The 12,198-nt window shown below is 57.6% G+C and carries 9 protein-coding genes; 4 read left to right on the top strand and 5 right to left on the bottom strand.

Annotated features, from left to right (window positions below):
* Positions 1 to 13: 13 nt before the first annotated feature.
* On the top strand, positions 14 to 1,198 hold the full coding sequence (locus tag KJ970_20850; GenBank protein ID MBU2693376.1) for a sensor domain-containing diguanylate cyclase: 1,185 nt from the start codon (positions 14 to 16) through the stop codon (positions 1,196 to 1,198).
* Between the two features lie 75 nt (positions 1,199 to 1,273).
* Here the strand turns inward: KJ970_20850 and KJ970_20845 are convergent, their stop codons facing one another.
* The gene (locus tag KJ970_20845; GenBank protein ID MBU2693375.1) at positions 1,274 to 3,499 is read right to left on the bottom strand and encodes a hypothetical protein; all 2,226 of its coding nucleotides are present in this window, start codon (positions 3,497 to 3,499) and stop codon (positions 1,274 to 1,276) included.
* 410 nt (positions 3,500 to 3,909) lie between these two features.
* Between KJ970_20845 and KJ970_20840 the strand changes: the two genes are divergently transcribed.
* The 3 genes from KJ970_20840 (at position 3,910) to KJ970_20830 (ending at position 7,921) form a co-directional block, all read left to right on the top strand.
* Positions 3,910 to 4,488 carry an OsmC family protein gene (locus KJ970_20840; GenBank protein ID MBU2693374.1) on the top strand — a complete coding sequence of 193 codons (579 nt, stop codon included), beginning with the start codon at positions 3,910 to 3,912 and terminating at the stop codon, positions 4,486 to 4,488.
* Positions 4,489 to 4,896: 408 nt separating this feature from the next.
* Positions 4,897 to 6,498 carry a hypothetical protein gene (locus tag KJ970_20835; protein ID MBU2693373.1) on the top strand — a complete coding sequence of 534 codons (1,602 nt, stop codon included), beginning with the start codon at positions 4,897 to 4,899 and terminating at the stop codon, positions 6,496 to 6,498.
* A 4-nt stretch (positions 6,499 to 6,502) separates the two neighbouring features.
* A complete protein-coding gene (locus KJ970_20830; GenBank protein MBU2693372.1) occupies positions 6,503 to 7,921 on the top strand; it encodes a hypothetical protein in 1,419 nt (472 codons plus the stop codon).
* A 136-nt stretch (positions 7,922 to 8,057) separates the two neighbouring features.
* On the opposite strand, the gene KJ970_20825 is transcribed toward KJ970_20830, so the two are convergent.
* Genes KJ970_20825 through KJ970_20810 form a run of 4 tightly spaced genes read right to left on the bottom strand, consistent with a single transcriptional unit; the run spans position 8,058 to position 12,189 of the window.
* On the bottom strand, positions 8,058 to 9,176 hold the full coding sequence (locus tag KJ970_20825) for an ABC transporter permease (GenBank protein MBU2693371.1): 1,119 nt from the start codon (positions 9,174 to 9,176) through the stop codon (positions 8,058 to 8,060).
* Positions 9,173 to 10,285, bottom strand: a complete 1,113-nt coding sequence (locus tag KJ970_20820) for an ABC transporter permease (GenBank protein ID MBU2693370.1) — start codon at positions 10,283 to 10,285, stop codon at positions 9,173 to 9,175. Before KJ970_20820 ends, KJ970_20825 begins: the two co-directional genes overlap by 4 nt.
* A gap of 15 nt (positions 10,286 to 10,300) precedes the next feature.
* A complete protein-coding gene (locus KJ970_20815) occupies positions 10,301 to 11,266 on the bottom strand; it encodes an ABC transporter ATP-binding protein (protein MBU2693369.1) in 966 nt (321 codons plus the stop codon).
* Entirely contained in the window at positions 11,263 to 12,189 is a 927-nt protein-coding gene (locus KJ970_20810) for an ABC transporter ATP-binding protein (protein ID MBU2693368.1), read from the bottom strand. The genes KJ970_20815 and KJ970_20810 overlap by 4 nt, the downstream gene beginning before the upstream one ends.
* Positions 12,190 to 12,198 lie beyond the last annotated feature (9 nt).

The following is a 12,198-nucleotide window of genomic DNA, read 5'->3' as shown; positions in this document are numbered from 1 at the left end:
AAAGGATCGGGCCATGAATAAGAAGCGCAAAGGACCGGTGTATGATGCCGAATTGCGCCGCCGGGCGGAAAAGAGTATGGCGGAGCGCATGAAGAAGACCCCCTCTCATCTTGCGACGAAGACCGACAGCCGGCGTCTCGTTCAAGAATTGGAAGTGCACCAAATCGAACTGGAGCTGCAGAATGAAGAATTACAGCGGGTACAGAATGAACTCGAAGCATCGCACGCCAAGTATTTCGATCTCTATGAGCGTGCGCCGATCGGGTTCTTGACCCTTAGCGAGGACGGGCGGATTCTGGAGGCTAATCTCACCGCCGCCAACCTGCTGGGCGTCGCAAAGGACCAATTGATCAATAAGTGGGTAACACGTTTCATCACCAGAGAACACCAGGACATTTACTATTTGCACTGCCAGAAGCTTTTTGAGACCCGCGCGCCGCAAACATGCGTGCTGAAAATGATAAGAAAGGGCGACCATCCATTCTGGGTGCAGTTTGACGCGATCCTGGCAAGCGATGCCGCAGGCGGCTCGTTGCTCTGTCACGTCGGAATGAGCGACATCACCGCGCTCAAGCAGTTGGAAGAGGAAATGAGCTGCGCCAAGAAATCGGTTGAAGAGGCGAACCAAAAACTCAGGCGCATGTATTCGCGCGAACAGCGCTTCGCCCGTATTGACGGGCTCACCGGCTTGAACAACCGCCGGTACTGGTTCGAACTTGCCGGACACCAATATAAGGTCGCCACACGCTATCGCCATCCCCTCTCAGTGATTCTATTCGACATTGACCATTTCAAACTCGTCAATGACCGGTTCGGGCATGAGGTGGGCGATCAGATGCTTGAACACGTTGCGAAGGCCGCGGGCACCGCGCTCCGCTCAGCGGATATGATCGGGCGTTATGGCGGCGAGGAATTTGTCATCGCCTTGCCGATGACGACCTCGCGGCAAGCCTACGCCGTCGCGGAACGCATCCGTGCCGGCGTCGCGGCGATTCGTATTTCAACGCCGAAGGGGGTCGCCGCCGTCACGCTCAGCCTCGGCATCAATGAGATGATGCATGCGCCGCCCGGGGAGCATCCCGATGGGGATGATTCAATCATGCACATTATCAATTCCGCGGATAAGGCAATGTACAAGGCGAAAAGAGCAGGGGGCAACCGGATTGCAACTTGGTCCGAACTGTCGGAATACGCATGAGGAAATGAGTGGATAGAGATGCCATCCGCCGGGGCTCTTGTCAAGCAGACGAGCGGAATTTGTGAAAGCAACACCCTATCGGATCTGGACCTTTCGCGTCGCCGCAAAACCCTCGCCCTTCAGGAGCATGAAATAAAGACCGGGCGGCAGCCGCCGTCCGTTCGCGCCCAACCCGTCCCAAATCATCTGGTGCTCTCCGGCCTCCCTGTCGCCGTCTACTAAAGAGGCCACACGCCTTCCCGCGACATCCCAGACACCAAGTTGTACGGGACCGTTTCGCGGCAGAAGGAACCGCAGGCGCGCCTCCGCGCGGAAGGGATTCGGAACCGCCGGGCCGATGCCGGCGACCGGTGAAAAACCCGGAGTTTCCATGGCGACATCCGCGACCCCATATTCCAGCTCGGCTAGAATCCACTCCTTGTTCTCAGGGGTGATCTCGACGTGCTCCTGGTTAGACATAGGAAAGTAGACAACGTCGAAGGGACTGATATCGAGGATATTCGGATCCCCGGCGACATTGTAGAAGAGATCCTCGGTCTGCAAGGCCAGAGAACTGATCGTGGGAATGAAGCAGTGATTGGGATGCAAAGCCACGATATCGCCATAGGGCGCCTGCGTGGCGTCGAGATCGGCCTGGCTGGAGCGCCAGCCCCCCGGCGCGCTGTCGTAGGGGCGGGTATCGGCCACGACCACCTGCGCCTCATCCGAGGGCAGCAGGATGATATCAATGAGACCGTCGAAGATGATATGACTACCGGCATCCGGCACGGCCCAGACGTTCCCGGTGATATCGACCAAGAAACTCGTATACTCCCATTGTATAAGTTGATCCCCCGCTTGAAATCCCTGATTCACCTGAGCGGCGCTGCCGTTGATGATCGCGGCCTTGCGCGGCAGCGAAGGATACTCCCCCATCCCTGACAACTCGTCCAGCAGCACGCCGCGCAGCGGATCCGTCGCGCCGGTTGAAGCGGGCGGATCGGTGAAGTGGTATCCGAGCAGCTGCCGGGCGGCGGGTGAATTCAAGGCCGCCAGGAAAGCCTCCGCCTCCGTCGATTGATCGGCGAAGAACCAGATCCAATATTGAAGTCCAAGAGGGATGTTGGCCGGCCCTTGCGGCGCGTCGAAGGCGATGAAATTCCGAACGCGGTGCTCGAGCCCGTTCGTCTCCATATAGGCCAGGGCATAGCGGCCGACCAGCCCGCCCATGCTGGCGCCGGCCAAGGCCATATCCTGCGCCGGATCGATGATCCCCTTGATCTGTTGTATAAGCTCCACGGCGACGAAGGCGTTTCTTTGTATATAGTCGGTCGCATCGGTGAAATTAAGCACCACGGCGTCGAAGCCGCGGTTGCGGATCTCTTCAATCAATTGCTCTCGATTCAGCAGCTCATAAAGTTCATCCCAATTCATGCTGTTATCGAGATCAAAACCCTCGAGAAGCACGGCCGGATTGGCGATCGCGGCATGCTGATCCGCAAGATAGACGTAGGCTTCACCGGTTCCGAATTGCCCCGCATAGGGAATCGCCGCCGTAATGTGCAAGGTGTCATCCGGCAGCGGCGTTTCCAGCGCGCGCACGTCGAAGCGGGACGCGGCGAGCAGCATCTCCCCTGAATCCATCGTGAGACGAAGACGGATGGTCTTGAGCCCGGTGCTTGTGTAACGAACGGCATAATCCCGATCAAGGACGGCGGGAAGGAAGCCCTGGCCGTCGTCGAAGTCGATGTCCAGCCCCTGCCATCCGGCCGGATCGTTGGTGAAGAAGAGTTCGCGATTGAGACGGAAAACAACAAGCCCGCCCCTGTAGGTGCGGCCGGTGAGCGGCGTGGCCGCGAAAAGCCGGCGAAGGACAAGCGGATCGCCCTCCCCAACCTCCAGCCTTCCCTCCCGAATGATGAGGGCTCCCGACTCCAGCGCGTCGTTTCGGATCGTCTCATACCGAAAGTTCATGATCGCAATCGGCAGAACCCCCCGGCGGCCGGCCTCCAGGCCGCGCTGGCGAACCTCTTCGAGCGCCGGCTGGCTGGGTGGGGCGACGGAGGCCCTTCGAATCTCAGAGTACATCTGCCGCCATGCCTCGACCGTCACCGGTCGCGAGCGGGGCCCGCCGTCGTAGGATTCCATCGCGGCGAGCGGCAGCACCCGGTCCCGCAGGATGCCCGTTTGAAGCCTACCCGCGAGGGGTTCGTCCAGAATCAGGGCGAGTTGGCGGCTGATATCGCGCGCAAGGGCAACATGGGTGAATAAGAGACCGGCCAGCACGAGCAACAGGCCAAACGAGACAGGGTGACGACGCATAACAACCTCCGGTGGACGTGTGACTCAGGAAGACAACTAGGAAGTGTAGCAGAATCCAAGCGGGAGAGCGAGGCCAGCCTCTTTCAGCCCAGCTTCTTCCAAAATGAAATGAGCCTAAACGGCGTACTTGTTTCCAACATGAAATGAGCCTGAGGGGATCGGTGCAAATATTCAGATCCAGAGACTCAATCTCAATTAATGATATCTCTCAAAGCTATACATAATATACGGTTACGATCCTAAACGAGATTTAAACTTGACATTGCGAACCCTTCCATGTGTTACTGGGCTGTTTCGCTGAAAGGCCGTGAAGCGACTCCTCCTTGTCACGAATGGTGATCTTTTCTGCGATCCACCCTTCTGGCAAGGGGTCAGAATGATCGATTTCCTAAAAAGAAGGAGGAGTTGAAATGTCTCAGAACAATATTCGCAATGGCGTCAATCTGAATGACCTCATGGCCGCAATTGAAGCCGTCAAGACGGATCCGGGTAACGGCAAGCTGCGTTTTACCGTGAACTCAAAGTGGGCGGGCGGATTCAAAGCCAAACATACGACCTCGGGTTTTACCGTTGGCAAGGAAACGGGACGTCGCGCCAAGAATCACACCCTTACGACGGATGAGCCCAATGAGGTCCTCGGCAGCGATACCGGCATCAGCCCTGCTGAAACTCTCATGAGTTCTCTGGCCGCCTGTCTGACCGTGGGTTATGCGGCAAATGCAGCCGCGCTCGGAATCGATCTGGATGAATTGTCATTGGAGATCACAGGCAATGGAAGTCTTGAAGGTTTCATGAACCTCAGAAACCAGCGGGCGGGATTGAGCGAATTGAAGATCAAGGCGTTCATCAAGTCCGATGCTCCGGCTGAAAAGCTTCAAGAGCTCCATGATTATGTGAACAACCACTCACCCATTTGGGATACGATCTGCAATCCGGTCAAGATCGAATCTCAGGTTGTGACCCATCAGCCGGATCACGCTCATCGGTAATCGTCACGCAAGGGACGGGGCCGTCGCGATGTTTTGCGCCCCGTTCCTTGCCGATTCAACTTCGTCCAATGGTCTTGATTTGGCGCGTAATGTTCAAGTGCAGAATCGAGGGGGTCATTATCATGCCAGGCTATTCGTACGCAGATTGTCTGGAGAAATCCTACCAGGTCAACTGGAAGATCAAAGATCTGATTGCTGACAACCAATCCGGCGGCCGAGCCCCCTAAATGACCTCTCGATCACCGAATTCCGGTTTACCTTGTCAACTTTCATATTCATGACATTGCTATTGAATTCAACCATCCATTTTGAAATGTTTGTGCGGGATGATAGTTGATGGTATCTTTCTCGATGGCCTTCCAAATAGAGTGAGAGTCTTTTCCCTATCCCCAGAAGGAGGGACAAAGAATGTCACCTCATAAAAGAATCATCTGGATTTGTATTCCTCTCATCGTCCTGGGCCTCTGCATCGGTTGCTCCGACGACCCCACCGAACCGGATGGGAATGGAGTACCGCATGGGGACGTGACAACAGCCGACTCCATGGCGACACATTGGATGCAAGCATTGGCGGATTCATTGGAAATCATTCCCGATAATGAAGATGCGGATTCTTACAGGGCTGTCCGTTATACGGAGATAAGAGACGGGATGGATGCCGCGCTGGAGGTCAATTCGGATTCCCCCATAGCGCATATCGGATGCGCCCTGTTGGATATTATCGAGGTCAACTATGATCCCGAGTTGTGGGAGGTCATTGATAGTCTAATCGCTTACGACGATGAGAATAAATCCGCACTAGCTTCGACCGGGGGAATCTACTTCAGGCCGGGTTCGCCAATTCTTCGAAACCAGTTTACCCTATTAGCCACGGCGCCCCGTGAACTGGCCCGGCGCACCTTAACCGGTATCCCCGGCAATCTCACCCTAGCCCGCGCCCAAGAGATCCTTGAGGAACTCGTCATGCCAGCATTCGACAGCGCCATCCAACATCTTGCCGCCGCCGAAGAAAATGCAGAACCTGTTATCAATCTGCAGCTTGAAGATGAAATTTACGAAATCGATTTGGGTGATATTCTCATGTTCGATGCTGCGCTGCATGCCGCCCGGGCAGGGATATGCATCGCGATTTCATATGAATTGGATTTGTTCGACCGCGCCGGGGGCTATGGGTGGATCGATGAGATCAATGATTTAGATTTGTGTGAGTCCTTTGGATACTCCGAACCTTACGGCGCCGGCAGCAGAAGGGTCGTGCATGTCTGGAGCGAACGCAACGACGCGGCGCGCGACTCATTGGCTATATCAGTATTGCAATACAATCTTGAAGAGCGTTTCGGCTTCCTAAGCCTGCGGGACAATCGCATGAGTGTCGCCTATGACAATCTCTTAACGCTGCGCGACAAATTGGAGGAGGCGGTCGCTGCCATACGGGCCGAAACAGACAATCAAAATGATGACATCATCAAGATCGTCGATCTGACGGACTTGGATGATGAGATCGATGATGCGGGAAACAAGCCGCGATTTGCGGAAAGCTTTACCACGATTGAAGATGTTCTTAATTGGGTCGAAACAGTATTGACGGGGACGTACCATATCGATGAAGAAGCTGATTATGGTGATATTGAAATAGATGTTAATCTATCAATGCTCTTCACCAACGCGCCCAATAATTGGAAAGAATATATTCCCTACTATCGATTCAAAGACCCGCAGGACTGGCTGGATTGGCATTGGTATGCCTATGGGTGGGATGTGTCGCCCAGGACAGAATGCTTCTCAACATGCGAAGGCCCGGATTCTTGCCTTGCCAATGTGACCCGTATCGAGTACTTAAACGGGGAATATGATCTTGATTTCATTGAACTATTGGATGGCCCAAATGGAGATCCCATTGATTTAAATGAGGTAATAATTCCTTATGTCCCTGATTATTCATTCGGCGGCCTTTTCCCGGGCGCAACACGGGATACCTGGCTGGATATAGCCGAGGCGGCCGGATGGTAAGGCGTTGTTATTTAAGCCTGCGCCCAGTATCTCACTGGCGATAACATTGTTTGGAACGCTATGGCTCACGCCGGGAAACTCATTCGAGTTGCCCGGCGTGGATCGTTTGCTTGGCACTGAGAATCCTCTCGTTGATTTCCCAGACAAATTGCCTGCGACGGCGGCCCTTCAAACTCACTATGAACTCAATGACTTCTATCGTTTCCGCAAAGGACCGCAACGGCACGAATACTGGATTGTGGATGGCGGCGGATTAGGGCTTGTTCGCTGGCGGTCCGTCTGGTTCGGGGCGCGATATTCGAAAAATCACTTTCAAATTGAGCAGCGGGAAGTCTATGAGAAGAAAGACGCCCTCGATGGATTGAGGTCTGATGAACACATGGCTGCGGCCTTGGCCTGGCGTCACCGGAACCTGGAATGGCGCTCCCTCATCGGCAAGTTCAATAATCGCGTAGAAGGCGGCATCGAAGTACGGTGTCATTTCAAGCGCATTCGAAGCATTGCCGGCCGGGTGTGGTTGACATATGGCACATTGGACCTCTCCCAGAAATTTGAGGCTTCAACATTTTTCTTCCCCTTTGCCAGCCGGGATGAAGGCGCCGATTTGGAGATGAATCTGGATATCAATCGTGACCACGAGGTCCATCTCGGATACGGGAATCGGAAACTGGTGGGAATGGAAACACACCCCGAGCAGAACAACATCCTTTACATTAACCGCTGGCATGCCGAAGGATCGGCAAAACGCACCAAAACGCCACGACTCGACCTGCGCTTTCGTTACGAGAGCGGCGATTTCAATCTCGCGATGACACTTGATGAGACAAGATATCTGGAGATTCGGGATCTGGCCCTGCGACGGTATAAGATGGAAGCGGGCTGGGGTCTCCTTCCAACGATGAGAGTCGCGCTTGGTATGGAGCGTTGGCGGCTCGACAGTGATTATCCGAGTTACATTGATGTTTGGCCTTTCACAGTTTGGGATATCTTCACTGCGACCAGATACCGGCTCATTGCCGCGGACAAGACCTGGGATATATTTTATACAAAGGTGGATTGGACGGTTTCTCCACTCGCCCCGCTTGATCTCAACCTGGGAGTCCAATGGGAATGGTGGCGGGATGACGGCCGGCTGTTTTGGAAAGAGCGCGTTCCCGTCATCCCACCCTTCTTCTTTAGATATCAGTCTCACGAGAATTCACTTGATTGGTCGTTTACCAATGGACTGCAGATCGATCTCGATTTGGCTTGGAAGATGGCATCCAGCTGGACGCTGCATTTTGATGGGCGCCTCGTTGCCCCGCTGGAATGGCGCAAGCACCAGGCCTCCCCGACTCCGGATCCGGCCCCCGCCCCCGTCTCCACAAAGAGTCACGCATGGGGAGGGCTGAATCTTAAGGCATCGGTGGACATAGGCTGGTAAAGAGATCCGGGACCAAATTCGACAACCGGGACGTTCAGCGGCAACTGATGGCAAGAGCGAGGATACAGCCAAGGGCGGCGCATAGGATGACAAAGGTGAAGGATCCCCGGCGGATGATGTCCAACGCCTGGAGACCTCACTCAATCGTCTTGCGGAACCGGCTCGCGGCGAAGACCAGGATCCCCACCCCCATCACCAGCAGCGCCAGATGCTGCCGCCACAGCACCGTCAACCCGGCGCCCTTGAGAAAGATGGCGCGCACGATCTCAAGGTATTGGCGCATGGGATTGAGAAGCGTCAGCCACTGAAACAGCTTGGGCATGCTGCTGACCGGGAACATGAATCCAGAGAGCAGGATCGTGGGCATGAAGAAGAGGAAGCTCGCCATAAAGGCTTCCTGCTGGGTGCGGGAGATCGTCGAAACGAAAAGACCCACGCCCAATCCGGAAAGCAGGAAAAGCCCGCTCGCCAGGAGGAGCAGCGCCAGGTTCCCCTCAAAGGGGATGCGGAACCACAACACGGCGACCGATGTCACGATGGCGAGATCAATCAGTCCAAAGACAGCGAAAGGGATCGTCTTACCGGCGATCAGCTCGAGCGGGCGCAGAGGGCTTACCATAAGCTGCTCCAACGTCCCGATCTCGCGCTCGCGCACCACCGCCAGGGATGTCAATAGCAGGCAGACCAGCATGATAATGACACCCGCCACGGCCGGTACATTGTAGATACGGCTCACCAGTCCGGGATTGTACCAGGCCCGGACCCGTAGATCGATCCTCGGCGCGGCCGGGCTCCCCGCCGCGCGGCGGCCGAAGTCCATGATGATCCGCTCGGCGTACCCTTTGGCCACGATGGCGGTGTTGGAGTTCGTGCCGTCCACCAGCACCTGCACCTCCACCGATTCACGGTCCCCCAGCGCTTCCGAAAGATTCGGTGGAATCTCGATCCCCACGACCGCCTTGCCCCGTTCGAGGGCCTGCACCAGATCGACCGGCCGGTCCGAGCGGCCGACAACACGGAAGTAGCCCGGCTGCGTGAGCGCATCGATCAACTCCCGGGAAACAGAGGACCGGTCATGATCGACGACAAAGAGCTTCGTGTCGCGCACATCGGTCGAGACGGCGTAACCGAAGACAATCAGCTGAAGGATCGGCGCGATAAAAACAATCCGTCGTAATCGGGCGTCGCGCAGGATCTGGATGAACTCCTTGCGCACCATCTCGCGCACGCGCTCATAGGATGCGCCGAAGCTCATGACAACTCCTTGCGGAAGACGCGCACGGCGAGCGCGATCCCGATGACGGCAAACGCGATCATCGAAAGCCCCTGGGCCCAGAGGGCCGAGGGGCCCACGCCTTTGAGAAACAGACCGCGGGTCACCACGATGAAGTAACGCGCCGGAATGAGCCTCGTCAGCAGTTGCAGCGTCTGGGGCATGACCTCGATCGCGAACATGAATCCCGAGAGCAAAAACGCGGGCAGGAAAGTCGCCACCATCGCGATCTGCGTGGCCAGCAGCTGTGAACGCGTCGCGGCGGAGATAAAGATCCCCAATCCCAGCGCGCCAATGATAAAGAAGAAAGAGGCGCCCATCAGCATGGCCGCGCTGCCGCGGAAGGGAACGCCGAAAAGTGTGACCCCGACCAGCGAGGTGATGACCACATCCAGAAGACCAATGGCCAGATAAGGCAGCATTTTGCCCAATACCACCTCAAGGCGTGAGACCGGCGTTGAGGCCAGCTGTTCCATCGTGCCGCGCTCCCACTCGCGCGCTATCGTCAGTGAGGTGAGCATGGCCGCAATGATCATCATGATGACGGCGATGAGCCCCGGGACGATCATGTTGCGGCTCAACATCTCCTCGTTGTACCACACGCGGCTGGCCGCCGAGATGAAGGGGACGGAGCGCACCTCCGTGGGCCGGCCGCCGGCAAAATTTTGCACAATCGCTTGTACATATCCTAGAATGATCGTGGCGGTATTGGCGTCGGAGCCGTCGACCAACGCCTGGAGGGGCGCCGTGCGGCCGGCCCCCAGATCGGCGGCGAAACCGGGTGGAATGACCAGGACGAGCTGCACCGTTCCGCGGTCGAGCAGCGCGACCGCTTCATTCGTCTCCCCCACCGGAGCGCGCACCTCGAAATAACCCGAGGAGCGTAAGGCGGCGGCCAGATCCCGGCTGGACCGGGAGGCATCCTGGTCGACGATGACGCTTTTGATCTCCCGCACATCCCAGGTAATCGCGTAACCGAACAGGACCAGGAGCAGCACCGGCAAAAGAAAACCCATCGCCAGGCTGCGGGGGTCACGCCGCAGCTGCAGGATCTCCTTGCGTGAGATGGCCCAGGTGCGCACTAGATCCATATCGGCCTCGCTCCTCTAGTCACGGGGCGCGCCCCCCTCGGCATGAACGCGCGCGACAAAAACATCCTCCAGGGACGGTGGGATACGTTGCAGCGTCCGCACCGCAAGGCCCTGAGACTCGAGTTGTCTCCTGATCCTGCGACCCGCCTCCGACACATCGGCCCCCGCCGCTTCGGTCAAGATCACATGCAGGGACCGCCCGAAGAGCCCCACCTCGGCCACCTCGGCGGTGCCGGCCAGCACCTCCGCCGCCCGCGGCCCGTTATCCGTCAAAATTTCGAGGAGCGGGGTGGGCATGCCGGCCTTCAAGGCCGAGGGTGTGTTGAGCGCGATCAACCGGCCGCGATTCATGAGGGCCAGACGGTGGCAATACTCGGCCTCTTCCATGTAGTGCGTGGAGACAAAAATCGTCGTTCCCCCGGCGGCCAATGTATAAATGAGATCCCAGAACGATCGCCGCGAGAGCGGATCCACACCCGACGTCGGCTCATCCAGAAAGAGAATCGGCGGCTCATGTAGCACGGCGCATCCCAGCGCCAGGCGCTGCTTCCATCCCAGCGACAGTTCCGCGGTCAGCCGCCGGCGCCTGTCGGTAAGGCCCGCCATCTCCAGCACCCAGTCGCGGCGCCCGGCCCGCCGGGAGGCGGGAACGCTGTAGAGGCCGGAAAAGAAGGCGATATTCTCCTCGACGGTCAGATCGCCGTAAAGCGAGAAGAGTTGCGACATGTAACCGATCTGGCGCTTGATGGCATCCGTCTGGCGCATGATATCGAGCCCGGCCACCCGCCCGGTCCCACTGGAGGGAACCAACAGGCCGGCCAGCATCTTGATGGTGGTCGTCTTGCCGGCCCCGTTGGGGCCCAGAAAACCGAAAACCTCTCCCGTTTGAACGGCAAAGCTCACCTGGTCGACGGCCACGAAGCGGCCGAAGAGCTTGCTCAAGCGATCCACTTCCACCGCCACCGCAGCAGAGCCGCTCATCGCTCGCCCTCCTCGGCCGCCGTGACGCGGTCGATGAAGAGATCCTCGAACGAGGGCTCGATGACCTCGGAGTCGAGCACTGGAAATCCGGCTTCCTGCAGAGCCGCGGCAATCACCGGCAGGTCGCTTTGAGCCTCATCGACCAGCAGATGCAGGTGATCCCCAAACACGGCGGCGCGGCGTACAAGCGGCAAGCGGGCCGCCAGCGCCTGAGCGTCGCGCACCCGCTCGATCCGTAAAGAGAGAAGTTGGCCGGGAAGCGACGACTGCAACGCCGCCGGGGTGTCCAGCGCCAGCAGGCGTCCCGACGAGATCAACGCCAGGCGGTCGAAGCGCTCGGCCTCATCCATATAGGAGGTGCTCACGAGGACGGTGATCCCGCGGCCGACCATCTCGTGCACAATCATCCACAAATCGCGCCGTGAAATCGGGTCGACGCCGAAGGTCGGTTCATCCAACAAAAGGATTTGCGGTTCGTGAATAAGGGCGCATGAAAGTCCCAGCTTCTGCTTCATCCCGCCGGAGAGGCGGCCGGCCAAACGATGGGCGAAGGGTTCCAATCCGGAAAAGTGAAAGAGCCGCTCGATACGCGCAGCGCGGCTCCGTCGCGGCACACGATAAAGATCGGCATAGAAGCTGATGTTTTCGAGAACGGTCAGGTCCGCATACAGCCCAAAGCGCTGCGACATATACGCTATCTCGGACTTCACCCCTTCGGGATCGCGGGCCACACTCATCCCGTGCAAGCAGGCATCCCCCGCGGTCGGTCTCAGCACACCCGCCAGCATGCGCAGCAGCGTCGTCTTTCCGGCCCCATCGGGGCCGACGACGCCGAAGAGCTCGCCGGGCGCCACGCGGAAGCTGAGGGCATCCACGGCGGTGAGATCGCCGAAACGCCGGGTGAGATCACGAACATCGATCACGGCGCTCTC

It is taken from the genome of Candidatus Eisenbacteria bacterium (assembly GCA_018831195.1).
GTDB lineage: Bacteria > Eisenbacteria > RBG-16-71-46 > CAIMUX01 > JAHJDP01 > JAHJDP01.
Note: the sequence above shows the minus strand (reverse complement) of the source record. Positions and strands in the feature narration are given on the sequence as shown.

What these genes read in the sequence shown, in the direction of transcription:
- KJ970_20850 (MBU2693376.1), top strand. Translation starts at nt 14, where the DNA reads ATGAATAAGAAGCGCAAAGGACCGGTGTATGATGCCGAATTGCGCCGC.
- KJ970_20815 (MBU2693369.1), bottom strand. Translation starts at nt 11,266, where the DNA reads ATGAGCGGCTCTGCTGCGGTGGCGGTGGAAGTGGATCGCTTGAGCAAG.
- KJ970_20845 (MBU2693375.1), bottom strand. Translation starts at nt 3,499, where the DNA reads ATGCGTCGTCACCCTGTCTCGTTTGGCCTGTTGCTCGTGCTGGCCGGT.
- KJ970_20835 (MBU2693373.1), top strand. Translation starts at nt 4,897, where the DNA reads ATGTCACCTCATAAAAGAATCATCTGGATTTGTATTCCTCTCATCGTC.
- KJ970_20840 (MBU2693374.1), top strand. Translation starts at nt 3,910, where the DNA reads ATGTCTCAGAACAATATTCGCAATGGCGTCAATCTGAATGACCTCATG.
- KJ970_20825 (MBU2693371.1), bottom strand. Translation starts at nt 9,176, where the DNA reads ATGAGCTTCGGCGCATCCTATGAGCGCGTGCGCGAGATGGTGCGCAAG.
- KJ970_20820 (MBU2693370.1), bottom strand. Translation starts at nt 10,285, where the DNA reads ATGGATCTAGTGCGCACCTGGGCCATCTCACGCAAGGAGATCCTGCAG.